The sequence below is a fragment of the Nocardia sp. NPDC050175 genome, assembly GCF_044459885.1.
Taxonomy (GTDB): domain Bacteria; phylum Actinomycetota; class Actinomycetes; order Mycobacteriales; family Mycobacteriaceae; genus Nocardia.
Map to the genome: position 1 here is coordinate 482,466 of NZ_JBITJI010000006.1, position 25,286 is coordinate 507,751.

A 25,286-nucleotide genomic window follows, 5' to 3' on the forward strand; every position below is an offset into this window, starting at 1 on the left:
TACGTATCGCCGATGTGGATGCGGCGGATCACGTCACAGTGAGGATGCCTCGGCGTACCTGACATGCGCTGGGCCTGCTGGATTCCAGGACAGGGTGGGGAGCCCGCAGCACGCTCGGTCGTCGCACCGTTCAGGCCCGGACAAGCTCTTCGACGGCGGTGAGCACGCTTGCGGCTCCGTCCTCGTCGGCGATTCGGGCGGCCAGGTCTGCCGCTGCTGTGCGGTGGGCGGGTTCGGTGAAGGTGAGGTCGATAGCGTGGGCCAGTCGTTCCGCAGTTAGCTTGGGCCGGGGCAGTGTTGCTGAACTGACTCCGAGTTCACGGAGGCGTCGTGCCCAGAACGGCTGATCACCGCCTGGTGAGGGCACTGCGACGGCTGGCAGGCCCGCGCGCAGACCGGCGGCCATGGTGCCTGCCCCGCACGAATGCGCTACTGCCGCAACCTTTCCGAAGAGCCAATCATGCGGGACGGCGCCAACGGTCACGATGTTGTCGTCGACGACGTCGAGGTTGGCCCCGCCCGCCTGGATCACGCCGCGCAGGCCGACTTTGCGCAACGCGGCGGCGACGAGCTCCGATATCCGGGTGGCTTCGCGCTTGCTCAGCATAAGGCTGCCAAGACCGAAAAATATTGGTGTCGAGCCTGATTCGAGAAAGGACACGAGCTCACCCGGTGGCTGCCAGTCGAGTGGCCGTTGTGGCCACCAGTATCCGACCACGTCGAGACCGGCGCGCCAATCCGCCGGGCGCGGCACGACGCTTGGCGAAACACCGTGCAGGATCGGCCATTCGGCGTCGGTCCGCTGCCGTCGCAGTGTCCGCTGCGGCACTGTCGGCAAGCCCAGCTGGTCGCGAAAGCCTGCGATTGTCTTGCCGTACATCCGATCGAACAGCGCGGTGGCGAACCGGCCGGCACCGCGGTTCAGCACCGGCCCGGCCGACCACGCCCCGAGTAGTGATGGCGGGAACGCCGCGGTCGTCGAGATCGGTTGCAGGCGAACGCCGATGCTGGGGATGTTGCGGGCCTCGGCGAGTGGATGTCCGACGAGTTCGGCAAACGGGGAGAGCAGCAGCACGTCGGCGGGCACGTCGCGCAGCGCTGCGAGGAAGTTCTCGCCGAGTTTGCGCATCCCCTTCGGCAGCACCATTTCCTTGGCCGCCCTGAGCGGATTCTCCTCGTCCAGTTCGTGTTCGAGCTCGAAGTCGACCGGCACGGCCTGCAGACCGCAGCCGACTATTTCGTCGACAAGGTCCGGCGTAGCGGTCAGCACGACGTCGTGACCCGCGTTCCGCAACCGGCAGCCGATGTCGGTCAACGGGACTATGTCTCCGCGTGATCCGTAGGCCGCGATCACAATTCGCGCCATTACTGCCTCCCCCGCCTCGGGTGTCTGGTGGCCAAATCGAACGCGACGACCAGATCCTCGCCGTAGGCGACGACATCGAAGTCGGGATCCCCCGTCGAGCGCAGCAGCGCCCCGCCGATCGCACCACGCACGGCGGTAGCCATGGAGGTCGGGGACAGCGCGCGAAACTCGCCGGTCTCGATACCGAGCGTGAAGATCGTTTCGAGCTCCAGTTTCGCAAGGTCTGCCAGCTGAGCGGGCTCCAGACCCACGCCGACTTCGTGCAGGCGTTGCCCGGTACTGCTGCGGTAGTTCGAGCCGATCTCCATCAGCGCGAGCTGCTGCGAGCGATACGTGGCAATGCATTTCATGTGCGCCCTGATGTGGGCCGAAAGCTTGCCCCTCGCAGTCACTTCCGACTCGACCATGGGCAGCATGACCTCGAGCACCGACCGATACAACTCCGCGACGATCGCCGCCACCATCTCGTCCTTGTTCCCGAAGTGGTACTGCACGACGCTCATCGCCACCCCGACCCGGTCGGCGATCTTGCGGACCGACGCCTGCTGGTAGCCGAGCTCAGCGATCGTTTCGATCGCGCACCCGACGATCTGCGCGCGGCGCGCGATCTCGGTGAAGGTCGCCCCCTCGTTAGGTCGCATGACCTAACCGTAGGTCATGCGACCTAAACGCGGGGCGAAACCGCATCGATCGCTGGGGTGTCTGCCTCCAATACTTGGCCAGGTCGTGTTGACACCTACGCTTGGATGACCTCGATTCCCACCAGTGCGTTCAGTGAATCGCAACTGGCCCAGGACTGGTTCTGCCCATACTGCACCGGGCCATATTTCCAGTAGGCGAAGGGGACGGGCCACGCAACGCAGGTGAGCTTCACCTGATGCCAGGTCGGCAACTCACAATTGGCCATCCCGCCGGTATTGAAGATGTTGTAAACGTGACAGTTGGCCTGCCATACCGGCACGTCGGCCTGGGCAACGCCACCACCGGCGAGCACAGTGGCCGCGGCGGCGGTGGCAACAGCGGCGCTAGCGGCAATACGCTTCGCAGTCAGCATTCCGAACCTCCTGAATCGGTGTTGTCTAGAACACATCGCCCACGGTTCGCGCTTGTTACTCGAAACCATCAGTGACGTGCACTGTCGACCGCCAGGAGGCCAAAAAGAATACGGTGAGCACTGAGACATCGCGCGGGGCTGACGCTCGAGTGCCGCATCCTGTTCGCCGTACGTGCACAACACTTACGCACAAATTCAGCAAATTCACCGCAATGCGTTATGCGGACGCCGTGACCGAGGACCACAGGCCAAGCCACTGCTCGGCGCCGTACTCCTCGAACCGCTCCACCTCGGTGAACCCCAACTTCATCGCAAGGCGCCTCGCGCGGTCGTTGGCGGTCTGGGGCTAGCACTGGACTCGTCATGGCATGGGCAACCGAAGGATTGAGTCAGTACGTCGGTGCGCTCACCACTCAGCGATTGGTCAGGTGATCACGAGGAACTGAGGTCGGCATCGCCCGAGAGGCCAACGCCACCATTTCCTCGTGATCAATTGTCCAGCTGAGCATCTCGCATTTCGGCCAGCCGATCAAGATCAAACCGAATGGTCCTGCAGTGACCCACGTAATTTCAGCTGGCCTGTCGCCCATTCCAGGTCAAAGACTATTTGACGATGGTGCATTCGAGTGTTTTGGACGCCTTCTGGCCGTCCTGGGTGGTGATCGTTACGCCGACTTTTGCCTTCTTGCCGACCAGGTCATCAGTGGCATTGAACTGGGTCTGCTGCGCGTCTGTCGGCCACTTGTAGCCGTCGGGGTATGTGGGCAGCCAGTCCGGCCAGGTCCAGGCGTAGGTCGAGTCACTCGGCTGCACGGGCTGGTCCTTATCGTCCGTGGCAAAAGCGCTGATCATGACGGGCCGACCTACGACGAGTTCAGCTGTGTCGCCGTCGATGCCTGCGCCACCGATAAATTGGATCTTCATTATTCGCTCCGTTCATCCTTGATGGGACTGTCCCACTCCGACGCTGTGAAGCTGCTCAGATAACCGGCGAGTGTCGGTGCGTACGAAATGCCCGGCACCACTTCATGATCCACGCGACTCGGGATCAAGTCCCGGTATCCGCGAAGTTTGTTGACGCGAGCGCCGACTCGCCATGGGCGACACGCCCTGCCATGGCATTCGTCCGCAAAACGGGCGGATTCCTGGAACAATCATGTGGGACAACAGCGTTCAGATTGTCCTAGGAAGGCTTGACCTCATGGCCGAGGGATGCAAACCAGGGACGTACCGGGCGGTCGACTCCGGCAAGAGCCCGCTCTTCCAAGAATGTCAGAACGGGAAGTGGGTCACGAAGTCCTGCGGTCCAGGAACCGTCGCGTTCGAGACGGCCGACGGTCAGGTCTACTGCGGCTTTCCCGTCCGCAACCAGGACGACGACGCCTGATACCCGACTCGAGCAGAATTGAGCTGGCCGACGCACTGCCGACCGGTAGCCGGCGGTCACACTCGGCTAGCGGAAGTACGGGTAATCCTGCACCCAATGGAATCCGCGGCTCCGCAAGGTGAAGCTGTTCAGATTCACGCGTTCCAGAGTGATCACGACCGGGCGGTCATGCAATGTTCCGCGTAATACCAACCGGTCCGGGGTGGGTTGTTCAGTGGACAGCGTCGCGAATGGTGGCTGGTGCCCGGCCTTTTCGATGGTCGGGTTCGTCGTGGTGAGTTCCAGCTGTCCGTTGGGGTGGAAGTCGGCGCGCGCGGGTACCAGTTCATCGTTCATCCGTTGGTAGGTTGCTACCTCTGGGTCATCGAAAACTAGCCGTTGCCAACGATTCTCGTCGGTCGTCAGCGGCGGTATCGATTGTCCGTCGAGGCTGAAGTCTCGCACGTCCCAGATTCCGTACAGCTCGGACTTCGAGCTGCTGGGACCGTATTGGTCTTGCCAGACCACCCAGCGGTCAAAGCCGCAGCCGAACGCGACCCAGAGGCCGAGGGCCACCTGAATCCACAGCGTGATGTGGTTCTTCCGGTCGTCGGTGAACAGCGCGGGTTGCGTCAGCGGCGCGCACTCTCTTTGCAGCACAAACACATTGACCAACCGTCGAAGGTACGGGGCGAGCAGGACCAGGCTGATCAACAGCAGGTGCGAGGCGAGCAGCTTTTCCGGTATATCGAACGTCATGTTCGTCAGGAAGACTTGCGACATGCTCGCCAGGCTCAATGCGGCGCCGAGCACCGCTGTCCGTGGCACGAACAGCAGCAGCCCGGCGACGACTTCCACTGCGCCGAGCGCCATTTCGTACGGATGAGAGCTGCCGATCTGCAGCCACAGCACCGAGGCTGGGCTCAGGTCGCCATATGGCTGCAACAGCTGTGTCAGTGTGGGGCCGGGCATCTGGGTGGGGATCAGCTTGGCGAACCCGAACGACAGCATCTGCCCGCCCAGACACGCCCGCAGGAACAGCGTGAACCAAGCCAGCAGGCGGGGGTGGGAGCTACGACGGTCGAAGGCCGTCCATACGGCGGCGGTCACAACTGCGACAACCAGGATGCAGAACATCAGCACCCAGGCGGCCGCCTGGTCGCCGGCGCCGGAGTCTTTGTGCTGCACCGCGTCGATCCCGAAGACCATGCGGCCCACCCAACCGGTGATCGGGTCCGTCAGGGACATATCCGACGGCCCGTGGTACCTGCGGAGCCAGCGGTCGACGAGGCCGAGCAGCGTGAACGGGATGTAGGTGAGGAGCACACAGAACAGGCCGAAATAGCCTACGCAGAATCGTAATGCGATCTGCGCCAGCATATTTCGGTCGGTCCGAGTATCGATGTCAGCGGGCACATCCGTGATCACTGCTGCATCCTCGGATCCTCAGTGGGGTCGGCATACTGTGGCGGGCAACCGCTTTCGTTGGCTTCGGGACGAAGTTCGTAGTGCCAGGGTTCGTTGGCGTAGATCTGGCACAGCCCGTACTCGGTGCCGCGCATGGACAGCCACGCCGCGGCCTCAGTGGGCCCGACGTCGACCGCCTCCCCTGCCACATGAGCGGACGTAGTGGGGGTGGCTACCCATCGGGCAGCTTCCTTTTCCGAGCCGTACTTCGAGACCGCGTCACGCAACAGTTGTTGCTGGTATTCCGGGGAACGCCAGCCGCTGTTGACGACGAACGCGACCCCGTCGTCCGCGGCATCGGTGGCGGCTCGGCGTAGGGAACCGAGCAGATCGGGGTCGAGATTGACCACGGACGGATGTTTGTCGTCGAAGATCGACACGCCGCCGGGCACGGCGCCACCGGCGACGGTGGCCGCGGATAGTGTCTCGTGGTCACCGTGCGGAATGCCGATGGTCCAAGCGAGGACACCGATGGCAGCCGTGCTGACGACGACCACGGCTGCGAGTATGGGTAATCGGCGGGTGGCCGTTCGTACTTCGCTGTGGTTCATGCCTTCAGTCAAGGCAGCGCGGTGTTGCCAGCGCGTATGTGGTTTTCGATATGCCCGCGATATCCCCGGCCTGGGAGAATCGAGCGTCTATGCGTGTATTGATCGTCGAGGACGAACCCTATCTGGCCGAAGCCATCCGGGATGGTCTGCGCCTGGACGCGATCGCCGCCGACCTGGCCGGTGACGGTGATACCGCGCTGGAGCTGTTGAGCGTCAATGCCTACGACATCGCCGTTCTCGATCGCGACATCCCCGGCCCCTCCGGCGACGAGATCGCCCAACGCATCGTTGCGTCCGGCAGCGGCATGCCGATCCTGATGCTCACCGCCGCCGACCGGCTCGACGACAAGGCGACCGGGTTCGGGCTCGGCGCCGACGACTACCTCACCAAGCCGTTCGAACTCCGCGAACTGGTACTGCGGCTCAGAGCGCTCGATCGCAGGCGCGCCCACAACCGACCGCCCGTGCGGGAGATCGCCGGACTGCGGCTGGATCCGTTCCGCCGCGAGGTCTTCCGCGACGGCCGGTACGTCGCGCTGACTCGCAAGCAGTTCGCCGTGCTCGAAGTCCTTGTCGCGGCCGAAGGTGGTGTGGTGAGCGCCGAAGAACTATTGGAACGGGCGTGGGATGAGAACGCGGACCCGTTCACCAACGCCGTGCGCATTACCGTCTCGGCACTGCGTAAACGGCTGGGCGAACCCTCGATCATCGCGACCGTGGCCGGCGTCGGGTACCGGATAGACACCGGGGACGATCGTGAATAGGCAGCCGGGATTGAGTGTTCGCCTCAAACTCACCCTCAGTTACGCCGGTTTCATCATGGTCGTCGGTGTCCTGCTGTTCGCCGCCGTGTGCGTCTTCTACCTGTGGTTCCTGCCCGACGGTTTCATCAGCACCGACGGTAGCTTCTGGATCGATCGCTCCGCCCTGCTGCGCGCCTTCGTTCCGTTCGTCACCGTCGTGATGGCATTTCTGCTGACGTTCGGTCTGCTCGGCGGGTGGCTGCTCGCCGGATGGATGCTCACCCCGCTGACTCGCATCACGGCCGCTACCCGCATGGCCGCGAATGGTTCACTCTCCCACCGCATCCGGCTGCCGGGCCGCGGCGACGAGTTCCGCGAACTCGCTGATGTCTTCGACACCATGCTCGCGCGGCTGGAGGCACACGTCTCCGAGCAGCAGCGATTCGCAGCCAACGCCTCGCACGAATTGCGCACCCCGTTGGCGATTACGCAGACACTGCTCGAGGTGGCCCGCAATGATCGCGACCGCGACGCCGACGAATTGGTCGACCGCCTGCATGCCGTGAACACTCGCGCGATCGACCTCACCGAAGCATTGCTCCTGCTCAGCCGCGCCGACCAACGGTCATTCAGCCGGGAGCAGGTCGACCTGTCCCTGCTCGCGGAAGAAGCCACGGAAACGCTGCTGCCCCTAGCGGAAAAATATGGCGTCACCCTCGAGACGTCCGGCGACCTGACCCCAACCATCGGATCACACGCGCTGCTGCTGCAGTTGACGATGAACCTCGTGCACAACGCGATCGTGCACAACCTGCCCGAACGGGGCACCGCGTGGGTCACGACCAGGGCTTACCCCAACAGTGTTGTGCTGACGGTCGAGAACACCGGCGAAAAGCTCACCTCGCAATTGGTTTCCACGCTGGTCGAGCCGTTTCAGCGCGGTACCGAACGCGTCCGCACCCATCACGCAGGAGTCGGTCTCGGCTTGGCAATCGTCAACAGCATCACCCAAGCTCACGCCGGAACCCTCGCCGTGACCGCGCGCGCCGCCGGTGGGCTTTGCGTCACGGTGCAATTACCCACGGAGCCTTGAGGAGTGTCCATGTCGCAGAGGCTCTTTCAATCCGTGACTCCGGATTCGATCTCGATCAGTCGACGCAACGTCGACAGCTGGTGCTGGTAGTCGCCGTCGAGTTTGACCAGCAGGCTGGTTATTCCGGCGGCGCGATAGTTTGTCAGTCGCTCGGCGATCCTCGTTGGAGTACCGAGGAGGTTGGTCAGTTCGCCGAGTTCACGGGGCACGGCGCGGCGCGCGGCGGCTTTGTCGCCGGACTGCCACAGCTGGGCGACCTGCTCGACGGCCGTTCCGAAACCGAGGCGGGTGAAGGCGTCGTTGTAGAAGTTTCGACCGCCCTCGCCCATCGCGCCGATGGTGAATGCGTAGCCCTCGGCGTGTTTGTCGATCGCTTCGGCGGCCGCTTGGTCGTCGTCGGCGATCTCGACGGCGACCGGCGCGACCAGGTCAAGTTCAGACAGCTCGCGACCGGCCTGAATTGCGCCCTCGCGCAACGGATCCAGGAAAACCTCCGCCGCTTCGGGGATGAACGCGTTACCGAGCCAGCCGTCGGCCAGTTCGCCGGTCAGTCGCAGGTTTCGCGGACCCATCGCGGCGTTGTAGATCGGGACGTGCGCCGGGCGCACCATGGGTTGCAGTGCCCGCCCGGGTCCGTCCGGCAGTGGCAGCGGATAGATCTCGCCGGGATGTTCGAGCCGTTCGCCGCGACTCACCGTCCGGACGATCTCGATCGTCTCGCGGGTGGTCTGCACCGGACGGCGGAATCGGACGCCGTGCCACCCCTCCATCACGCGCGGCCCGGAAACGCCGATGCCGAGGTCGAATCGTCCGCCGGACAGCTCCTGCAGACTCAGGGCCGACGTCGCCAATAGCGCGGGCGTGCGCGAGCCGAGCTGAACTACGAACGTGCCCAACCGGATCGACGATGTCTTGGCCGCCAGATAGGCCAGTCCGGTGAGCGCGTCATAGCTCCAGACCTCCGCCACCCACAGCGACGAAGCTCCGGCCTGCTCCGCCGCGACGGCGAACTCCACCGCGCCGGGCAGCCGTGGCTCGATCAGAACACCGATACGCATACTGCCTCCTGGGCCATAGTGGCAATAGCGTATAGAGAGTTCGGATCGAAGCCGACGGGAAGGGTGCGGATGCGCTATCGAGACTGTCCCACTATCGAAGTGGCGGAACGGATTTCCTGCGACGCCGAGACCGCGTGGGCCCTGGTCACCGACATCGAGTTGCCGGTACAGTGCTCCGCCGAACTGGTATCGGTCGCGTGGGAGGGAACTGCGGACCGGGTCGAGCCGGGCGCACGGTTCCGCGGTCGAAATGAGCACTCCGCGTTCGGGTCCTGGGAAACCGTCTGCGAAGTCGTCGAAGTCGAACCCGAGCGTCGCTGGGTCTGGCGAGTACTCGGCCCCGCCGACGCCACCAGCGCCACCTGGGCTTTCGAGATAGACCCGGCCCGCGACGGCGTGATCGTCCGGCAATGGGCCCGCATGGGCCCCGCCCCATCAGGATTGACTCCCGCCATCACCGCGTCACCGGAACTCGAAGGGCGGATCGTCGCGCGGCGACTGGAGGAATGGGCAGGCGGCATGCGCGCGAACCTCGCCTGGATCCGCACCCAGGTCGATTCCCAGTAGTCCAGCTAGGCGAATCCGGATTCAGTGGCACACCATGGCGGGGCCCTCTCGACGAAGGACGCGCCGAAGCCGAGAATTTCTAGGCCGTGGCCGCACCGCGTGTGCTCACTTGGTGGCATCGACCTGCGCGCTAGGGTATTTCGGCGACACAAACGAATGAAGCAAACCGCCTCATTCCATGCCGCGACCGCGACCGGCGCAGCCGTACCTGCGGGGAGAGTGCCGCCCTGCGTCGCCTCCGCAAGGCCCGACCCGCCCTCCGCCCGCGTTGGAGGGTTTCTTACCCGTCGACGTCCCCTTCTTCGATGCGCTGACGAATTCCGCTGACACTCCGGTCTTTTGGAATCCGTTGCGGCCAGAACAGTGCCACGACGAGGACCACCAGCGGCAGGCCGATCGCCAGCGCGAGCCCGAACACCACCTTGCCGCTCATCGGCTCAGTTCTCCCACGCCCGCAGTTGCCAGTACGGCGACGGCGGCACGTTCTTGTCCGGGGCATCGACGGGTTCGACTTCGACCGTGTACGTGGGTTGCGATTTCTTCAGCGCCACAAGAAATTTCCGTATGACATCGGGCGGCGCGGTGTAGACCAGCGTCGGGTGTTTTACCCTGCCGACATCGACACTGACCAGTCGCTGCGGAAGCTTGCCGTTCGCGCCCATCGCCTGCCCCGTCCATCGTTTGGAAGGCACACGGCGGCCGGGCCGACCCGATGACTGAGGTGGAACTCTCACCGGCCGCCGCGTGCTGAGACCAGCGTCACTTTGTCCTACCAGGCAAAACAATGTCCCTTCCGGCTATGGCGGGCCGGAAGGGACATTCCTGGGACGAATTGAATTCTTAGTAATCGAGCCGGATCGCCGTGGCCATATCTCGCATCTCCCGCGTCAGCGACCTGCGCTTGCTGATCATCGAGCCCAGGATATCTCGCGAATAGCGCTGCTGCACAAGCCATTCCGGTGCATTAGTTTGCACTCGCCGCATCTCTTGGAGTGCGTCGCCGTAGTTGCCGAGTTGCACATGTGCATTCGCCAGGTCGAGTCGGTGCCGCATCCTGCTCGACCCCGTTGGCTCGAGCATCGGTAGCGGCAATTGCTTAGCCCCCGCTATCGTCAGCTCCGGTTCGCCCGCGATCACGTGCATTTCGCCGGTGATGTATCCGACCTCGAGCGGCCCGAATGTCCGCCCCAGCAAGCGTTCGACATAGACGTCGCGCCCAATGCGGTAGGCGGCGGCACGCGCCATCGACATCGCCTCGTCAGCTTCACCGGGCTGGTTGTCACGCACGGCGGCGTTGGCCACCTTCAGCCAGAGACGTCCCCACATCGCAATGATAGACAGGCTGGCTCGGCTGAATCGCGGCTCGATGGTGTCGGCAACTCCGATCGCCAGATTTCGCGCGTCTTCCAACCGCCCCTGTCGCAGGACGGCCCACAGTCGGGTGTCGGTCACCGTGGCAGCCTCGACACCGTTCTCGGCGATATCGAGCGCCCGGTCCAGGACCGTGTCCGCCACTTCGAATTGGCGAGTCTGCGCCAACAGCGATCCCACCAAATTGAGTACCCGGAATCGCACAGCTCGGGCGCGTTCGCCACCTTCGAGGCTGTCGGCATCGCGAATCAAGTTGGGCAGCAGCGCAGTTACTTCGGCATATCGGTCGGCGCTGATCATCACCTGCACGCTGTCCAACACCGACTGCACGCCTTCGACGGTCGCCGGTTCGTCGGGCTGCGAGATCTCGCCCGAGAGCGCTGGCCACACCGGCGCCCACTGGTTTTCGGTGTCGGTGTCCGGCATTTGGAAGTCCGGCTGATCCTGCAGATTCGATGTGCGCACATCCATCGCAACGGCGAAGGCGCGCAGCGTTTCCAGGCGTGGCGTGTACCGGCCCGCTTCGATTTTCTTGACCTGCGACAACGAGACACCAGACGCGTCCGCCAGTTGTCGTTGCGTCATATTGGCCCGCTTGCGGGCCGTCTTCAGCCGTTCCGCACCAACCAAACCCATATGGGCCACGCTACGGCCGTGTGGACTGGCCGTACAGGGTTTCACCGAGTCGTGACGTTCCACCCGCCGTCGACGTGCGCCGACAGCTCCTGTATCTCACAACTTCTCACAAATGCGGAGAAACCCCAGGTCGCTGCGACCCGGGGTTCTCCATAGCGGTTTCACATTACCGCACGTCGGCACAATGGGAGGGCAGCGGTCTGTCGAACATCGCGGTCGGGGTGTCGGTTCCGAGCTGAGGGGGAAACCCATGCCTATCACCTTGCCCAACAACGTTTTTCGCGCACGGAACCCACTGCCACAGCCTGCGGTGACCATTCTCGGCCTACTCACCTGCGTCATCGTGATCAGCAGCTGCGGGACTACCTCGTCGCCCCCGGCCACCAGCCGACCACCGGCACCGACCTCGACGACGGTCGTCAGCCCGCACTCCGCATCGAGATCCGCTGCCGCGCAGCCGTCGACCTCGGCACCGGGCCCGTCGAGGCAATCCGCGTCGAACACTCACCCGCCGTCCGGGACGACGTTCGCCGGTGAAGGGCTCACCGCGCAGCAAAGCAGCGACCTGCAGCAGGCGGTCGACAACGGGCATCAACCGTGGCGGCTGGATCGTGTTCAGGTCGCAAAAGTGTTCGCGCAACAGCGATTCGGCTGGTCCGACAGCCAGGCCGAGACCGGCGCCCCGACGGTCGTTTTCCTCACCGGTCCCGACGGCAGCAGAATCGCCTTGCACCTCACCCAACCGGCAACGCGCGGCGACCAGGGCATCTGGGTCGTCGACAGCGGCGTGTGGGGCTGAAACCCGTTCGCCCCATGCCCGTCGCTGGTAGGCGGTGGGCCAGGGGGATACTGCGTCTGTGGCTCTTGCACAGACTCCGTTGACGCTCTTCACCGCGCTCGATTCCTGGCAATGGGATTGGTCGACCACGCTTGTGGTGGCGGTGCTCGGCGGTGTCTACCTGCGCGGTAACGCCGCCGCGGCTCGCTCGGGCACCGCAGTGGGTAGCGCTCGGGTGTGCTGCTTTCTAGGTGTCGGCCTCGGGATGTGGGTGCTGGCGACGATGAGCTTCGTCGGGGTATACGCGGACACGCTGTTCTGGGTGCGAGCCATGCAGGTGGTGCTGTTGTTGATGGTCGTGCCGTTCGGGTTGGCGCTCGGCAAGCCGGTGACGGTGCTGCGCGAGGGTGGTTCGGCGGCCAGGCGGCAACGCGTCGATGCCATCTTGGCGAGCAAGGCGGCGCGGATCGCGACCTATCCCGCGACAACGTCGATCGCGATGCTGGCGACGCCGTGGCTGCTGTATCTGACGCCGTGGTATCGCCATGCGCTGGAAAACGAGTCGGTTGATCTGCTGACCCGGCTGGTCTTGGTCGCGGTCGGATTCGGTTACTTCTACTCCCGCGTCCAAGTCGATCCGGTACCTCGCCGTTATTCACAGGGCATCTCGCTGCTGATCACGGTCGCGGAGACGCTCGGCGATGGTGTGCTCGGCGTGGTCGTCTGGCTGGGGCCGACGATCGCGGCCGGCTACTATTCCGGCCTCGGGCGCACTTGGGGTCCGTCGCAAGCTACCGATCAGACGATCGGTGCAGGGCTCCTCTGGATCCTCGCCGACGTGCTCGGCTTGCCGTTCCTGTTCGTGCTGATGCGGGCGTTCCGGGTCGACGAACGCCGCAGCGCCGCACACGTCGACGCCGAGCTCGACAGCGGGCAAACCAAGGCGAATCCCGTTGACGCGCAACCGGTTACGTCAGCTCCGTGGTGGGAGAACGACCCGCAACTACAGGAGCGCTTCCGGCGAAACCGATAACGTGCCGACCTGCCGGTGTCCTGGGGTGGCCGCGTTGTCGCACAGCAACAGCCAGCATGTAGAGGGGCGCAGACCCGAGTCCATGACCTAGTCCAGGGTGGCCCGCCTCGTAGGACCGGCGCACCAATATTTCCCGTCGGAAGGCTCAGGCGAGGATGCGCGGCCATGGATACAAGGCCAGGTGAATGAGCAGGACAACCAGCAGGCCCGTCAGGACCGCGGCGACCGGGTGCGCCCGGCGCTCGAGGAAGCCGATCGTGCGAAACAGCGTGGGAAACGGGACATCTCGGCTGGCGAACAGCGCCAGCAGGCTGGGGACGACGACCCACAACAGCGCGATGATGCCGTAGAGGAGGTACGCGCCGAGGTAGGAGTCCGGATTCACCGCCCGGTCGGCCACCGCGTACGCGACCGCGCCGAGGTAGGCGACCGCGGCAAGCACGAGGTATCCCCCGAGACCGGCAAACCGCATACCGCCGTTGGCGCGCGTTACCCGACCACCGACGGTCACCGGCTTGCCCGCCAAGACGCTCGGCGGCATCGCCGGGTTCACCAACAGCTGCGGGATCGCGTAGTACCCGACCACCGCGATGACGAAGACAACCAGCACCCGCACCCAGTCGTGCTGGGTCTCGAGGTGGCCGATCGTCGCGGAAATGGTCGGCCAGCCCGCCAGACCGGTCGCCGAAGCCAGCTCGGGCACGGCGATCACCAGCCCCGCCGACCCCCACATCACATATCCCCAGAACTCCCCCGAGCGTCCGACCACCGTCGGCGGGGTCTCCAGATCTGCTGACTCGCCCATACCGTCCGGTTTACCCCGCCCGCTCCGATCCGAGACCAGGCGCGGCCGAGATGGCCCCGAAATGGGACCCGCCCGCGCTGCGACCCGGTCTCGACCGGAACGCTCAGGCCAGGATCTTGCCGAGGTCGTCGAGTACCCGCATCGCGCCGATCGGGCCGAGGCCGAGGAACCACACCTCGTCGTCGACCGCGATCGCGTGCCCGGCCTTGACCGCGGCCGAGTTCCGCCAGATCGGGCCCGAGGTCACCGCTTTCTGGTCCGGTGAGACGTCCGCGCCGTAACTCGAGTAGAAGATCCAGTCGGCGGCGGCCTGGTCGATGTTCTCCTTCGAGACCTGCACCGCCAGCTCGTCCACGTTCTGGTTCGCCGGTCGCGGCAGGCCGACGTCGGTGAGGATGACGCCGATGAAGGACTTGTTGCCGTACAGGCGGATGTTGCCGCTCATGAAGCGGACGAGCGAAATCGTCGGTGCACCAGGCATTTTGGCCTTCACCTGATTCGCCTTGGCCTGATAGTCGTTGAGCAGCTTCGTGGCCTGCTCCTCCGCGCCGAGCGCGGCACCGACGAGCAGGAAGTTCTCTTTCCATGGGAAGCCCGGCCGGATGGAGAACACGGTCGGCGCGATGGCCGACAACTGTGGATACAGATCGTTGGCGCGTAACTTGCTGCCCAGGATCAGATCTGGTTTCAGGGCGGCGATCTTCTCGAGGTCGAGCGTGTTGGTCGGACCGACCGTCGCGATGTTCTGCACCCGGTCGGCGAGATACGACGGCACGCCCTGCTGTCCGGCGGTGGTGGCCATACCGACCGGCGTAACACCCAGTGCGAGAACGTCATCCAGCTCGCCGGAGTCGAGAACGATTACCCGCGTCGGCTTTTTCTCGATGCGAGTCGGTCCCATCGCCTGGGTGACCGTGCGCGGAAATACCCCGGGCCCGACATCGGCCTTGAGTTTGGCGGTTTCGGTATCGGCGGTGGCGAATTGAGCCCCGCCGGTGGCGACATTCTTGTCACCGTGACCGGTATCGCCCGCGCTCGCGGGGGTGGTGGCGGGATCGGTTCCGCATGCGGCGAGCAGCGCGGCGGCGGCGACCGCGACCACCGCTTTCGTCCATCGGGCCATTGTGTGATTCCTTTCTAAGACCGGGTAGCGGGCGCGGCGGCCCGGCCGGAGCGATGTCGGCCGATCGGCACGACCATCGGGGTGCCGGACACGGGGTCCGGGATGATCTGGGACGGCAGGCCGAAGACGTCCTCGACCAATTCCGCGGTGAGGATGTCCGAGGGCGCGCCCTCCTGGGCGATGCGTCCGGCTTTCATGGCGATGAGGTGATCGCCGTAGCGGGCGGCCAAATTGAGGTCGTGCATCACGATCACCACCGTGGTGCCGTCGGTTTTGTTGAGATCCGCGAGCAGGTCGAGCACCTCGACCTGATGGGCGATATCGAGGAAGGTGGTCGGCTCGTCCAGCAGCATGATCGGGGTGCGCTGGGCCAGCGCCATCGCGATCCACACCCGCTGCCGCTGGCCGCCGGAGAGTTCGTCGACCGAGCGCGACGCCAACTCGACGGTGTCGGTGACCTGCAGGGCGCGCGCCACCGCCGCGTCGTCCTCGGGGGTCCATCGGCGAAACATGCCCTGATGCGGGTAGCGACCGCGACCGACCAGGTCCGCGACCGTGATGCCCTCGGGCGCGACCGGGGACTGCGGCAGGAGGCCGAGTACGCGCGCGACGTCCTTGCTGCGCAACGACGAAATCGGCTCGCCGCCTAGGTAAACCCCGCCGTGCGTGGGTGCGAGCAGTCGCGCCAGGCCGCGCAGCAAGGTCGATTTCCCGCACGCGTTGGTGCCGACGATCATCGTCACCCGGCCCTCGGGGATGCGCACGGTGAGGTCGTGCACGATCGTCACCGGTCCATAGCCGAGCCGCAGCTGCTCGGTGTGCAGAGTTGGTGTCACGCTATCCCTTTCAGACACGCCAAGCCCTTTCAGATTCGCCCGGCGCGGTTGGCTGCGGCGAGCAGCCACAGCAGATACGGCGCGCCGACCGCGCCGGTCACCACTCCGACCGGCAGCGAGGTGCCGAGCAGATGCTGTGCGACGAAATCGGCGATCAGCACGACCAGCGCGCCGGTGAGCGCGGCCGGGATCAATGCCGTCCGACCGCCGCCGGTCAGCCGGGTGGCGATCGGGTTCGCGACGAAGGCGACGAACGCGATGGGACCGGCCACTGCCGTCGCGAAAGCCACACTGGCGGTGGCGATCAGCAGCAACAGCAGCCGCGTGTACTCCACCCGCAGGCCGAGGCCGGCCGCGACGTCGTCACCGAGTTGTAAGCCGTTGAGCGCGGGGGCGAGCAGCGCGGCGGCGGGTATCAGTACCGCGAGCGCGAGCGCCAGCGGCAATACGTGAACCCAGCTGCGGCCGTTGAGGCTTCCGATCATCCAGACCAAAGCCTGTTGGGCGAGCGCGACATCCGCCCACGTCATGAGGTACGACACCACGCTGGTCAGCACCGCGCCGACGCCGACACCGACCAGCACGAGGCGGAAACCGTTCACCCCGCCGCGCCGCGCGAGACCATAGATCACCGCGCCGGTGCCGACCGCGCCGACGAAGGCGGCCAGCGACAACGCCGTGCCGGACAGTCCGAAGACGATCAGACCGGCGACGGCAGCCGCGCTCGCGCCCTGGGAAACTCCGATCACGTCGGGACTGGCCAGCGGGTTTCGGAGCAAACGCTGAAACAGCGTGCCGCCCATGCCGAAAGCGATACCGACCAGTGTGGCCGCGACGGCGCGTGGCAACCGCAGTTGGGTGATGACGAACTTGTCCTGCCCCGCGCCGCCACCGAGCAGAATGCCCGGAACTTCGCTCAGCGGAACCGAATACGAGCCGACGGTGAGCGACAGCGCGAAAACCAGGAGGAGTGTCAGGAACAACGCGAGCGTTACCAGCCGGGCGCGAGTGCTGCCGCTGCGTCGCGCGTGGGCGACAGCGGCCAGCGCGGCCGGGTCGATGGCGGTCATGCCTCGACCACCTTGCGGCGGCGGACCAGTATGACGAGCAATGGGCCGCCGATGACGGCGGTCACCACGCCGACCTGGACCTCGGCGGGTCGCGCGATGACGCGGCCGACCACATCCGCGACGAGCAGCAGGATCGAGGCCAGCACTGCGGCGTACGGGAGTAGCCAACGGTGGTCGGGGCCGGTGATCAATCTGGCCGCGTGCGGAATCATCAGGCCGACGAAGGCAATTGGCCCGGCGATGGCCGTTGCCGCGCCGCACAGGATGACCACCGCGAGCGCGGCGACACCGCGGGCGACCGGCACATTCTGGCCGAGCGCGCGAGCAACGTCCTCGCCGAGCGCCAGCGCGTTCAACATCCGCGCGGACAGTAGCGCGAGCAGGACGCCGACCGCGAGGAACGGCACCGCCTGGCCGATGGTCGGCAGGTCGCGCTCGGCGAGTGAGCCGACCTGCCAGAAGCGGTATTGATCGAAAGTGGTGGTGTCGGTGAGCAGCAACCCACTGGTCACCGACTGCAAGGCGGCAGTCACAGCGGCTCCGGCGAGCGCGAGTTTCATCGGCGTGGCACCGTCGCGGCCGAGCGAGCTGACGAAGTACACGACCGCGCCCGCGACCGCGGCGCCCGCGAAGCCGAACCACACGTAGCTGGTCACCGAGCTCAGGCCGAGCACGCTGATCCCGAGCACGACGAACAGGGCCGCGCCCGCGTTGACGCCGAGCAGGCCCGGATCGGCGAGCGGGTTTCGGGTCGCTCCCTGGATGATCGATCCGGCCAGTCCCAGTGCGATACCGACCAGCACGCCGATCATCGTGCGCGGCAGCCGCAGATCACGCACGACGGCGTGATCGACATCGGCGGGGTTGTAGTGGAACAGGGCGTCCACCACGGTCGGGAACGTCAACGCGCGCGAGCCGACGGCGATGCTCAGCAGCACCGCGAACGCGAGCACTGCCAGTAGCAGCACCAGCCCCATTGCGAGCGGGAGCGTCCGGTTGCGGGCGCGATCCATGTGTGTCGGTTACCTTCGATAGCGATCAATACGGTTTGCCTACCCTAATTCATGGGAGGTGAGCCGCTTGCGTCGCAATCCGTCTTGCCATCGCGGGCCCGCCGAACGCTCGCGTCGAGCCCCGGAAAGGCCACCGGCGACAGGTACGCTACCCAGCGGCAACCATCAGCTTTGCGGCTTGGAGGGGCGTCGAATTGGTCACTCGCAGGGCGGCGTTATGGATGCTGGCGAGCGTGGCCACGGCAGGCGCGATGTCGGGTCGGCCGGTCCGCGTCGCGCTCGCCGAGCCGCCGGTGTTTCCCCTTCCACCCGCGCCGATCCCCGTCCCGGACCTGCCGGCACCGCCGGTGAATCCGACGGGATTCCACTCGCCGCCGATCCGCCCGTTCGTCGACGCCTTGCCCATTCCGGAGATCCGGTCCGCCGACGGCACGGTGACAGCGCGATCGGGCTCGCACCGATTCCATCGGGACCTGCCGCCCACGCAGACATTGGGCTACGACCAGGATCACCTCGGTCCGGTTCTCGAAGCGCGGTCCGGCGAGAAGTCCGAGCTGAGCATTCACAACGGCATCGGCGCGCACCCGCTCGCCGACGATATCGACACCACCATGCGGCACGCGACGGAATTCGATCGATCCGATCCGCGAATGACGGTGCACCTGCACGGGGCGCCCACCGCACCGGCCTCCGATGGCCATCCAATGGCGAACTGGCGCAAGGGCGGAACCCAGCACAACACCTACGACAATCGCCAGGAAGCCGCGACGCTGTGGTATCACGATCACGCCATGGGGATCACCCGGCTCAACATCTACGCGGGTCTGGCCGGACCGTATCTGGTCCGCGATCAATGGGATACCGGCCGAGCCGACAACCCGCTCGGCTTACCCACCGGTGAGTTCGAAGTGCCGCTGCTGATTCAGGATCGCACGTTCAACGCCGACGGCTCACTCCAAGCGCGCACGACATTCCTACTGCCGCAAGGCTATAACCAATCAGCCACCTTCGGTGACGTAGCCTGCGTCAATGGCATCGCCTGGCCGACAATGACAGTCGCGCGCGGCCGCTACCGGTTCCGGATCGTGCAAGGCTCCAACTCCCGCACCTATCGGTTCAGGTTCTCGAACAACATGCCCTTCTTGGTGATCGGCACCGACCAAGGACTGCTGGACGCGCCGGTGCGGACGACCTCGATAAGGCTGGGTGCCGGTGAAAGAGCCGACATCCTGGTCGATTTCGGCGATTTATCGGCTGGTGAGTCTGTCGAACTGTGCAATGACGAACCCAATGCGATCGGCAACGCTATCTTCTTGGTTCCGGCGCTACCCACCATCATGCGATTCACCGCGGGAACGAGCAGCGGCCACCGCGCACCGGCGCCGACTCGATTGCGCGGCGGCACCGGGCTACCGCCGCGGCTGCCGGAACTTGCTGAGCCGGAACGGGTTCGGACGATGACCCTGCTGACCCACCTCGACACCGCACGCCCCGGAGCGGTGCTGCCCGGCATGCTGAGCCAGAACAATCTGCCCTTCACCACCGACGATGTGGAAATGATCCGGCCGGGCACCGTCGAACGATGGGACATCGTCAACATCACCGGCACCGAACATCCAATTCACCTGCACCTGGCTAAGTTTCGCGTCCTGGGCAGGCAACCGTTCTGGGCTGGGAGCTACCTCGCGGCGCACCTGCCGATCCCGGAATTCGGGACCCGCTGGAATCCCTGCGCCGACAGCTTCGTCACCGCGCCGCAGCAGGCACCGGAGCCGTGGGAGTCCGGTTGGAAAGACACCGTGCTCGCGCCGACGGACTGCATCACGCGAATCCTGGTGTACTGGCCCACAATCGAGGAGCTCGGCTTCGATCCCGACCTACCCTTCCGCGCACCCGGCGACCACGCGACGCATGGGCACCACGGCGGAACGGACGGACAGACGCTCCAGGGATACATCTGGCACTGCCACAACCTCGATCACGAGGACCACGACATGATGCTCCCGTTCCGGATCACCGACAACTGAGATTGTCGTGCGCTCCGGCTGAGCACAGCCCGAATGCCTTGTACACCAGCGGTGCCCACCACTCCGGCAGCGCTGGTCTCTGCGAGCCGTCCTTCGAGTTGTCGGCGCACGTCACGAACTTACCCATAAATTATGGCCCATCAAACAACGGTATGTACCGTTAAATGACGGCACATAGAGTGCTGATCGAGAACCAGGTCGGGTGCTGTCCGCCCAGGTGGCACCGGCTTTTTCGCGATGGAGTGCGTGATGACCACATTCAGTACACCTCCCGTTGATGCCGGAGGGGATCTCGAAAAAGCCGTGGAATTCATCGACGACCGCATGATGTCCCTGGCCGTCGTCGGCTCACCCGACGAAGTGATCGAGGGTTGCCTCCAACTACACCAACTCGGCGCCCGCCACATCTCGTTCGGTCCCCCACTCGGCCCCGATCCCCTTGCGGCCCTTGCGGAACTGGGCCGATCCGTCATCCCAGCCCTGCGTTCGATTCCTCGATAGGAGGGGCACTCGCGATCAGCTGTTCAGGTCGATGGCGATACCTCGAGCCTCCCGCTCGGCCCAGGCATAGATGTCGTCGAAGGGCGTGTCTTCACCGGACTGGCAGTCATAACACCGGCTGGACGGTTCCCGAGCCGACGTGGGGAACGCCGCGACGATGAAGCGCGACGAGGCGTTGGAGTGCGCGATCAGGACGAAGGCGTGGCCGTCGGGAGCTTTGGTGGCCGCACGACCTTCGCTGGCGAAGTATTCGGCGATGGCGTCGGTGGTGGTGACCCACAGCTCGCCCACACCGAGATCGCCGGTGCCGTAGAAGTGGCTGCTGCCGAATACCGGCCAGCCGTCGCAGGTGCGCAGCAGCTCACGGTAGGCCTCGTCGAAAAAGACGCCCAGTCGTTGCTCGGCGGCGGCGATATCAGCATCGGTCGCCGGCGGGTTCGGCGGTGCCGACCGCCAAGGTTCATCGTGTAGCGCAGCCGCGCGTTCTTGCAATTCAGCCGTGGTTGTCACGAGCTGGCTCCAGTTCCGCACTGCGTCTCCTCGGCTCCGTGTTGTCGGGTGGGTCAGGGCGGATGCCCCTCCGGTCTGCCAGCGCCCCACTGGAATTCGCGTCAAAACCGCATGCGCTTCCCCAGTCAAATCCCCAGTCGGGCGACTTTATCTGCACTGTGCATTATGCACATAATCGTTGTACCGAATCAGAAGCATCCGAATTTCGGATGGTTGGTTTGTTACTTCACTGCTCGCAGCCCACGTCCGGCTCGTTGCGGTCGTTCGTGCGCCCGAAAAGATTAACGAGGAACGGCGATGAAATCGCATTCGGCAAAATTCGTTCGTATATCCACGATCTCGGCTCTTGTCTCGTTGGCCCTTGCGCCCGCCGCACTGTTGGCCGGGCCTGCCTCGGCGGACCCGGTGACCGTCAATTTCAAGTGTCAGGCCAGGCCGCCGATCGGCGCCCCGCAAGAATCGACGATGGCCATGCAGGTCAGCGGCTCGGCACCGGCTACGGCGTCGCCCGGTTCCGCGGTCGCCATCACACTGACCTCGGGCCAGGGGCAGATTCCCAGTAATCAAGGGGGATACAAGATTAATTACGTCCGCGATCTGACATTGATCGCTCCGTTCCCGACCAACTCCACCTATGTTTCCTCGTCCCTGAGCGGTGGCACCGTCAACGCCACGATCGACACCAGCGGCGGCCGCGCCGCAATCAAGGTGACGAACCGGCTCGCTGGTGGTTCGACGTTCACGTTGCCCACGATCGGTGTGAACGTGACGGCAGGCAACTCTGGCTCGATCACAACTACGCTGGCCGGCACCAGCTACACCGATCCGGGCCTGACCATGACCGTCAACGCGCAGGCAGGCCCCTTCGCGGTGAACGTTCCGGTCTCCTGCTACCCGTCCCCGGCACCGATCTTCACCACAACCGTCATCGGATCCGGCACAGCGCCGCAGACACCCCAGACCGCCGAACCGAGCGCACCCGGCGCCTACACGCTGCTCCCCAACCTCGGCTTGGGCAAAACGAAGTAACAATCACCGCCAGGTGACGTGCGGTATCGATCGGACATACGCCGATACCGCACGCCGCCAATGGAAACCGCGCACGGAGGTGGCTGCAGAATCTCTGCACCCCACTTGATATGCGCGCTGTGCAAACTGTCGCGGATCTCGACGCCCTTTGATCCAATCGTGAAATGCTGCTGCCCATCGACACTTTGCGTGAGGGCCTAGCTGACTAATTTCGGTTTCCTTTGCGCAACAATGCATTCGATTTCGACATCGCCGTAGCGCGCGGCCTCGTCAACGAGCTACTCTCTCCGCAGCAAATTATCGAACGGGAATGCCGCACAGGCCTTCCCGCGTTTCTCCGAGGGGAGATCCCCGTCATGCGCGTCTCGATCCGAACAATTGTCGTGTCAACGGTTCTGCTTTTCGCACCCGCCGTAGCGCATGCCGAGCAGCCCGTTCCACCGGGCGGCTGCTCAGCGATTTCCTTCCCGCAGCCGCTATTAGGAAACCTGTCCGCGACCCTCTGCATGCCGGCCACCGCTACGAACACCATCACGGTATTGCTGCCGGGTTCCAACTACAATCACACCTATTGGGATTTCCCGTACCACCCGGAAACCTATAGTTTTCGGCGGGCGATGAACAACGCGGGGTACGCGACACTTGTCGTGGATCGGTTCGGCACCGGCGCCAGCAGCAGGCCACCGAGCGCGCTGCTGACCGCGACCACATCGGTGATTGCCCTGCACGGCCTCGTCGGAGCCTTGCGTCAGGGGCAACTGGGTGGACAAGCTTTCAGCAAGATCATTACCGGCGGCCACTCGCTCAGTTCCGGGATCGCCGTCAATGAGGCGAGCACCCATCATGACGTGGATGGCGTTCTGCTCACCGGCTTTTCGCACAGCCTGGACGTGGTCGGCGTGACCGCCGTCGTCGCCACCTATCAGCCGGCCGCGAGCGACCCCAAGTTCGCAGGCCAGGGCTACGACCCGGGCTATCTGACGACGCGGCCGGGCACCCGCGCCGCCGATTTCCACGGCGCGGGCGATGATCCGCAGGTGATCGCCACCGACGAGGCGACAAAGGACGTCTTCGCGCTCACCGAATATCCCGATGGACTGACCTCCACCGTGCCGCCGATCACCAACACCATCGACGTCCCGGTGCTGGTGGTCAACGGTAGCTCGGATCGGTTGTGCCTCAACGCTTGCGCGAATACGGCGACCCTGGCCGCCGAGGAGGCACCGTTCTTCAACTCCGCCGCCCGGTTGCGCACGTTCGTACTGCCGAACAGCGGGCATTCGGTCAATCTGGCCCCGAACACTGCGGAATACCAAGCCGCCGTTCGTGATTGGCTGAGCCCGACGGTCCTGCACTGAAACGGGGCGAATCCCGCTGCCACACAACAGTCCACGATCCCGCGGCGGCCGCCCAGCGGTCCGGCGCGGGATCCGGCAGACTCGGCACCTCGACGATGAGTTCCACATCCAGCCCAGTGTGACGACGGCCTTGCCGGACGCGTCGACCCAGGCGCCGCCGCGCATGTCGGTGGAGGCTGCGCGCAACTGCGGCAGCTCGGCCACCGTCCTAGCCGGTTCCTGCGGCGCGACCTGCGCGGCGAGACAGTTCGGCGAACGCGACGCGTAACTCCGGCGGGCTGATCACCTCGATCTCGGTGTCGAAGCGGGCCAGCGATGCGGCGAGGGCGGGCCAGGACCAGGATCCTGTCGTCAACTTGGTCCGGTCGGTGCCGAGTTCTTCGACGACGCCGTCGCCTGCGAACGGGGCAATCTCTGTTGCGGGCAGGTCGAGGATTACCTCGCCGCGGCAGGGCCAAGCGTCCGCGCGCTCGGAACCTTTGAACTGGGCGGACAGGAAGACGGCCACGTCGCCGCCCGGCACTTCGCGGGGTGGGAATCGCGGTCCGTTCGGGACGCGCGGCGTCATCCGGTCGGCGCGGTAGATCCGCCAGGCCGCGCGGTCGGGATCCCAGCCGACCAGATACCAGCGTCCGGTCCGGACGACGAGGTGGTGCGGCTGCACCCGGCGGGGCGGTCGCGGCTCGGTGTCTTCTGGGCGTCCCGGCGAACGGTAGTCGAACCGCAGCTCCTCCCCGGCGCGGACGGCGGCGCTCAATGTGAGCAGGACACCGGTGTCGACCTGAGGATCGGCACCGGGCCCGGCCGCGCTGATTTCCAGTGCGTCGACGCGCTGCCGCAACCGGGACGGCAAGACCTGCCGCACGGTGGCCAGCGCCCGCGCGGCCGCCTCCTCGATGCCCGCGCCCGTCCCGACTGCGATCCGCAGCGCCACTGCGAGCGCGACCGCCTGGTCCTCGTCGAACAGCAATGGCGGCACGTGGTGGCCCGCTTCGAGCCGATAGCCGCCATCGGGTCCTTTGACCGCTTGGACGGGGTAACCGAGCTCGCGCAGCCGGTCGACGTCGCGGCGCACCGTCCGGTCGCTGACGCCCAACCGCTGGGCGAGCAGACCGCCCGGCCAGTCGCGGCGGGCCTGCAGCAGGGACAGCAGCGAGAGCAGCCTGCTGGAGGTGGTCGTCGACGAAGCGAGTGGCATGCCTCCAGGCTGCCACGAGTAGCGGACGTTCTCTGACCGGTACTGGTGACACCGTGGCATTTGTCGCCGGAAGCCTCCGGCTACGAATCCACTCGCGAAGGAACGAAACACTATGTCGCTCAACGCTGTCGCCCACCTGAACTTCCACGGCCAGGCCCGCGAAGCCCTCGAGTTCTACCAGTCGGTGTTCGGCGGTCAGCTCACCATCGCCACCTACGCCGACTTCGGGATGCCCGCCGAACTGCCCGGCGCGACGAACGTCGTGTTCGGCCAGGTCGTCGCCGACAACGGCTTCCGAGTGATGGCCTACGACGTGCCCGGCCAGGACGCACTCACCGTGCCAACCACGCCCACCACCCGCCGCGAGAACGGCACCACGATCACCGCGGAGCCGTTCTTCCTCTCCGTCCGCGGCGACAGCATCGACGAGGTCACCCCGGTGTGGGAGGGCCTGGCCAAGGACGCGACCGTGATCGAGCCGTTCGGCCCCGCCCAGTGGGCACCCGCCTTCGGCATGCTGGCCGACCGCTTCGGCGTCACGTGGATCGTCGACGTCGCCGCCGAGTACCCCCAGGCCTGACCTCATGGGGTGCGGCTGCCCGGCCGCACCCCGGCAAGCAGGAGAATCCCCTGCGAATCCGCCCACTCGGCCGCACCGGTATCGAGGTCAGCGCCTACCCCCTGGGCGCGTTGATGTTCGGCCCGCACGGGAGCCGACACCCGCCTCGGCGAC

28 protein-coding genes are annotated in these 25,286 nt (G+C 65.4%); 11 read left to right on the plus strand and 17 right to left on the minus strand.

Translation table 11 applies throughout. The features are described 5' to 3' along the window. Positions 1-130: 130 nt before the first annotated feature. The 4 genes from ACIBK2_RS23200 to ACIBK2_RS23215 all read right to left on the minus strand — a co-directional run bounded on the left by ACIBK2_RS23200 (position 131) and on the right by ACIBK2_RS23215 (position 3,344). Positions 131-1,366 carry a glycosyltransferase gene (locus ACIBK2_RS23200; RefSeq protein ID WP_396969665.1) on the minus strand — a complete coding sequence of 412 codons (1,236 nt, stop codon included), beginning with the start codon at positions 1,364-1,366 and terminating at the stop codon, positions 131-133. Then, positions 1,366-2,007: a TetR/AcrR family transcriptional regulator gene (locus ACIBK2_RS23205; RefSeq protein ID WP_396969667.1), complete on the minus strand. Its 642-nt coding sequence runs from the start codon at positions 2,005-2,007 to the stop codon at positions 1,366-1,368. Before ACIBK2_RS23205 ends, ACIBK2_RS23200 begins: the two co-directional genes overlap by 1 nt. A 95-nt stretch (positions 2,008-2,102) precedes the next feature. Beyond that, a complete protein-coding gene (locus ACIBK2_RS23210) occupies positions 2,103-2,420 on the minus strand; it encodes a hypothetical protein (RefSeq protein WP_396969668.1) in 318 nt (105 codons plus the stop codon). 603 nt (positions 2,421-3,023) lie between these two features. Beyond that, on the minus strand, positions 3,024-3,344 hold the full coding sequence (locus ACIBK2_RS23215) for a hypothetical protein (protein ID WP_396969669.1): 321 nt from the start codon (positions 3,342-3,344) through the stop codon (positions 3,024-3,026). 277 nt (positions 3,345-3,621) lie between these two features. Between ACIBK2_RS23215 and ACIBK2_RS23220 the strand changes: the two genes are divergently transcribed. Beyond that, complete coding sequence (locus ACIBK2_RS23220; protein WP_396969671.1) at positions 3,622-3,807, plus strand: hypothetical protein; 186 nt, start codon at positions 3,622-3,624, stop codon at positions 3,805-3,807. A 66-nt stretch (positions 3,808-3,873) separates the two neighbouring features. Here the strand turns inward: ACIBK2_RS23220 and ACIBK2_RS23225 are convergent, their stop codons facing one another. Further along, positions 3,874-5,166 (minus strand): DoxX family protein, encoded by a 1,293-nt coding sequence (locus ACIBK2_RS23225; RefSeq protein ID WP_396969948.1) that lies wholly within the window; start codon positions 5,164-5,166, stop codon positions 3,874-3,876. Positions 5,167-5,210: 44 nt separating this feature from the next. Further along, positions 5,211-5,750 (minus strand): M15 family metallopeptidase, encoded by a 540-nt coding sequence (locus ACIBK2_RS23230; RefSeq protein ID WP_396969673.1) that lies wholly within the window; start codon positions 5,748-5,750, stop codon positions 5,211-5,213. Positions 5,751-5,893: 143 nt separating this feature from the next. Here ACIBK2_RS23230 and vanR-Sc point away from each other — a divergent pair, with 143 nt between their 5' ends. Together vanR-Sc and ACIBK2_RS23240 are read left to right on the plus strand one after the other, a co-directional pair. After that, positions 5,894-6,568, plus strand: a complete 675-nt coding sequence (gene vanR-Sc, locus ACIBK2_RS23235; protein WP_396969675.1) for a VanSc-type vancomycin resistance response regulator transcription factor VanR — start codon at positions 5,894-5,896, stop codon at positions 6,566-6,568. 10 nt (positions 6,569-6,578) lie between these two features. After that, positions 6,579-7,640 carry a sensor histidine kinase gene (locus tag ACIBK2_RS23240; protein ID WP_396969676.1) on the plus strand — a complete coding sequence of 354 codons (1,062 nt, stop codon included), beginning with the start codon at positions 6,579-6,581 and terminating at the stop codon, positions 7,638-7,640. Positions 7,641-7,666: 26 nt separating this feature from the next. Here ACIBK2_RS23240 and ACIBK2_RS23245 read toward each other — a convergent pair whose 3' ends face one another. Continuing rightward, on the minus strand, positions 7,667-8,698 hold the full coding sequence (locus ACIBK2_RS23245) for an LLM class flavin-dependent oxidoreductase (RefSeq protein WP_396969678.1): 1,032 nt from the start codon (positions 8,696-8,698) through the stop codon (positions 7,667-7,669). A gap of 99 nt (positions 8,699-8,797) precedes the next feature. On the opposite strand from ACIBK2_RS23245, the gene ACIBK2_RS23250 reads away from it, so the two are divergent. Continuing rightward, on the plus strand, positions 8,798-9,265 hold the full coding sequence (locus ACIBK2_RS23250) for an SRPBCC family protein (protein ID WP_396969680.1): 468 nt from the start codon (positions 8,798-8,800) through the stop codon (positions 9,263-9,265). A 280-nt stretch (positions 9,266-9,545) separates the two neighbouring features. Here ACIBK2_RS23250 and ACIBK2_RS23255 read toward each other — a convergent pair whose 3' ends face one another. The 3 genes from ACIBK2_RS23255 to ACIBK2_RS23265 all read right to left on the minus strand — a co-directional run bounded on the left by ACIBK2_RS23255 (position 9,546) and on the right by ACIBK2_RS23265 (position 11,272). Further along, the gene (locus ACIBK2_RS23255) at positions 9,546-9,698 is read right to left on the minus strand and encodes a hypothetical protein (RefSeq protein ID WP_396969682.1); all 153 of its coding nucleotides are present in this window, start codon (positions 9,696-9,698) and stop codon (positions 9,546-9,548) included. A gap of 4 nt (positions 9,699-9,702) precedes the next feature. After that, positions 9,703-9,927 carry a hypothetical protein gene (locus ACIBK2_RS23260; RefSeq protein WP_396969684.1) on the minus strand — a complete coding sequence of 75 codons (225 nt, stop codon included), beginning with the start codon at positions 9,925-9,927 and terminating at the stop codon, positions 9,703-9,705. Between the two features lie 178 nt (positions 9,928-10,105). Continuing rightward, positions 10,106-11,272, minus strand: a complete 1,167-nt coding sequence (locus ACIBK2_RS23265; RefSeq protein WP_396969686.1) for a helix-turn-helix domain-containing protein — start codon at positions 11,270-11,272, stop codon at positions 10,106-10,108. Positions 11,273-11,522: 250 nt separating this feature from the next. On the opposite strand from ACIBK2_RS23265, the gene ACIBK2_RS23270 reads away from it, so the two are divergent. Further along, positions 11,523-12,071: an acyl transferase gene (locus ACIBK2_RS23270; protein WP_396969688.1), complete on the plus strand. Its 549-nt coding sequence runs from the start codon at positions 11,523-11,525 to the stop codon at positions 12,069-12,071. Between the two features lie 58 nt (positions 12,072-12,129). After that, positions 12,130-13,083, plus strand: coding sequence for a cytochrome c oxidase assembly protein (locus ACIBK2_RS23275; RefSeq protein ID WP_396969689.1), 954 nt, complete (start codon positions 12,130-12,132; stop codon positions 13,081-13,083). A gap of 145 nt (positions 13,084-13,228) precedes the next feature. On the opposite strand, the gene ACIBK2_RS23280 is transcribed toward ACIBK2_RS23275, so the two are convergent. The 5 genes from ACIBK2_RS23280 to ACIBK2_RS23300 form a co-directional block, all read right to left on the minus strand. Continuing rightward, on the minus strand, positions 13,229-13,888 hold the full coding sequence (locus ACIBK2_RS23280) for a hypothetical protein (protein WP_396969691.1): 660 nt from the start codon (positions 13,886-13,888) through the stop codon (positions 13,229-13,231). 103 nt (positions 13,889-13,991) lie between these two features. After that, the gene (locus ACIBK2_RS23285; RefSeq protein ID WP_396969693.1) at positions 13,992-15,011 is read right to left on the minus strand and encodes an iron-siderophore ABC transporter substrate-binding protein; all 1,020 of its coding nucleotides are present in this window, start codon (positions 15,009-15,011) and stop codon (positions 13,992-13,994) included. Between the two features lie 14 nt (positions 15,012-15,025). Further along, entirely contained in the window at positions 15,026-15,847 is an 822-nt protein-coding gene (locus ACIBK2_RS23290; protein WP_396969695.1) for an ABC transporter ATP-binding protein, read from the minus strand. Positions 15,848-15,876: 29 nt separating this feature from the next. Continuing rightward, positions 15,877-16,917, minus strand: a complete 1,041-nt coding sequence (locus ACIBK2_RS23295; RefSeq protein ID WP_396969697.1) for a FecCD family ABC transporter permease — start codon at positions 16,915-16,917, stop codon at positions 15,877-15,879. Then, on the minus strand, positions 16,914-17,930 hold the full coding sequence (locus ACIBK2_RS23300; RefSeq protein WP_396969699.1) for a FecCD family ABC transporter permease: 1,017 nt from the start codon (positions 17,928-17,930) through the stop codon (positions 16,914-16,916). The genes ACIBK2_RS23295 and ACIBK2_RS23300 overlap by 4 nt, the downstream gene beginning before the upstream one ends. A gap of 233 nt (positions 17,931-18,163) precedes the next feature. On the opposite strand from ACIBK2_RS23300, the gene ACIBK2_RS23305 reads away from it, so the two are divergent. Further along, positions 18,164-19,957 carry a multicopper oxidase family protein gene (locus ACIBK2_RS23305; RefSeq protein WP_396969701.1) on the plus strand — a complete coding sequence of 598 codons (1,794 nt, stop codon included), beginning with the start codon at positions 18,164-18,166 and terminating at the stop codon, positions 19,955-19,957. A gap of 249 nt (positions 19,958-20,206) precedes the next feature. Continuing rightward, entirely contained in the window at positions 20,207-20,458 is a 252-nt protein-coding gene (locus ACIBK2_RS23310; protein WP_396969703.1) for a hypothetical protein, read from the plus strand. A gap of 15 nt (positions 20,459-20,473) precedes the next feature. Here ACIBK2_RS23310 and ACIBK2_RS23315 read toward each other — a convergent pair whose 3' ends face one another. Then, the gene (locus tag ACIBK2_RS23315; protein ID WP_396969705.1) at positions 20,474-20,968 is read right to left on the minus strand and encodes an SMI1/KNR4 family protein; all 495 of its coding nucleotides are present in this window, start codon (positions 20,966-20,968) and stop codon (positions 20,474-20,476) included. 297 nt (positions 20,969-21,265) lie between these two features. Here ACIBK2_RS23315 and ACIBK2_RS23320 point away from each other — a divergent pair, with 297 nt between their 5' ends. Then, entirely contained in the window at positions 21,266-21,997 is a 732-nt protein-coding gene (locus ACIBK2_RS23320) for a hypothetical protein (RefSeq protein WP_396969707.1), read from the plus strand. A 506-nt stretch (positions 21,998-22,503) separates the two neighbouring features. After that, entirely contained in the window at positions 22,504-23,355 is an 852-nt protein-coding gene (locus ACIBK2_RS23325) for an alpha/beta hydrolase (RefSeq protein ID WP_396969708.1), read from the plus strand. 208 nt (positions 23,356-23,563) lie between these two features. Here the strand turns inward: ACIBK2_RS23325 and ACIBK2_RS23330 are convergent, their stop codons facing one another. Beyond that, the gene (locus tag ACIBK2_RS23330) at positions 23,564-24,553 is read right to left on the minus strand and encodes a helix-turn-helix transcriptional regulator (RefSeq protein ID WP_396969710.1); all 990 of its coding nucleotides are present in this window, start codon (positions 24,551-24,553) and stop codon (positions 23,564-23,566) included. 112 nt (positions 24,554-24,665) lie between these two features. Here ACIBK2_RS23330 and ACIBK2_RS23335 point away from each other — a divergent pair, with 112 nt between their 5' ends. After that, complete coding sequence (locus ACIBK2_RS23335; RefSeq protein WP_396969712.1) at positions 24,666-25,133, plus strand: VOC family protein; 468 nt, start codon at positions 24,666-24,668, stop codon at positions 25,131-25,133. The last annotated feature ends 153 nt before the right edge of the window (positions 25,134-25,286 follow it).

Coding starts and splice junctions, on each gene's coding strand:
- ACIBK2_RS23200 (WP_396969665.1), bottom strand. CDS start 1,366: ATGGCGCGAATTGTGATCGCGGCCTACGGATCACGCGGAGACATAGTC.
- ACIBK2_RS23205 (WP_396969667.1), bottom strand. CDS start 2,007: ATGCGACCTAACGAGGGGGCGACCTTCACCGAGATCGCGCGCCGCGCG.
- ACIBK2_RS23210 (WP_396969668.1), bottom strand. CDS start 2,420: ATGCTGACTGCGAAGCGTATTGCCGCTAGCGCCGCTGTTGCCACCGCC.
- ACIBK2_RS23215 (WP_396969669.1), bottom strand. CDS start 3,344: ATGAAGATCCAATTTATCGGTGGCGCAGGCATCGACGGCGACACAGCT.
- ACIBK2_RS23220 (WP_396969671.1), top strand. CDS start 3,622: ATGGCCGAGGGATGCAAACCAGGGACGTACCGGGCGGTCGACTCCGGC.
- ACIBK2_RS23225 (WP_396969948.1), bottom strand. CDS start 5,166: ATGCTGGCGCAGATCGCATTACGATTCTGCGTAGGCTATTTCGGCCTG.
- vanR-Sc (WP_396969675.1), top strand. CDS start 5,894: ATGCGTGTATTGATCGTCGAGGACGAACCCTATCTGGCCGAAGCCATC.
- ACIBK2_RS23245 (WP_396969678.1), bottom strand. CDS start 8,698: ATGCGTATCGGTGTTCTGATCGAGCCACGGCTGCCCGGCGCGGTGGAG.
- ACIBK2_RS23255 (WP_396969682.1), bottom strand. CDS start 9,698: ATGAGCGGCAAGGTGGTGTTCGGGCTCGCGCTGGCGATCGGCCTGCCG.
- ACIBK2_RS23260 (WP_396969684.1), bottom strand. CDS start 9,927: ATGGGCGCGAACGGCAAGCTTCCGCAGCGACTGGTCAGTGTCGATGTC.
- ACIBK2_RS23265 (WP_396969686.1), bottom strand. CDS start 11,272: ATGGGTTTGGTTGGTGCGGAACGGCTGAAGACGGCCCGCAAGCGGGCC.
- ACIBK2_RS23270 (WP_396969688.1), top strand. CDS start 11,523: ATGCCTATCACCTTGCCCAACAACGTTTTTCGCGCACGGAACCCACTG.
- ACIBK2_RS23280 (WP_396969691.1), bottom strand. CDS start 13,888: ATGGGCGAGTCAGCAGATCTGGAGACCCCGCCGACGGTGGTCGGACGC.
- ACIBK2_RS23285 (WP_396969693.1), bottom strand. CDS start 15,011: ATGGCCCGATGGACGAAAGCGGTGGTCGCGGTCGCCGCCGCCGCGCTG.
- ACIBK2_RS23295 (WP_396969697.1), bottom strand. CDS start 16,917: ATGACCGCCATCGACCCGGCCGCGCTGGCCGCTGTCGCCCACGCGCGA.
- ACIBK2_RS23300 (WP_396969699.1), bottom strand. CDS start 17,930: ATGGATCGCGCCCGCAACCGGACGCTCCCGCTCGCAATGGGGCTGGTG.
- ACIBK2_RS23310 (WP_396969703.1), top strand. CDS start 20,207: ATGACCACATTCAGTACACCTCCCGTTGATGCCGGAGGGGATCTCGAA.
- ACIBK2_RS23320 (WP_396969707.1), top strand. CDS start 21,266: ATGAAATCGCATTCGGCAAAATTCGTTCGTATATCCACGATCTCGGCT.
- ACIBK2_RS23325 (WP_396969708.1), top strand. CDS start 22,504: ATGCCGGCCACCGCTACGAACACCATCACGGTATTGCTGCCGGGTTCC.
- ACIBK2_RS23330 (WP_396969710.1), bottom strand. CDS start 24,553: ATGCCACTCGCTTCGTCGACGACCACCTCCAGCAGGCTGCTCTCGCTG.
- ACIBK2_RS23335 (WP_396969712.1), top strand. CDS start 24,666: ATGTCGCTCAACGCTGTCGCCCACCTGAACTTCCACGGCCAGGCCCGC.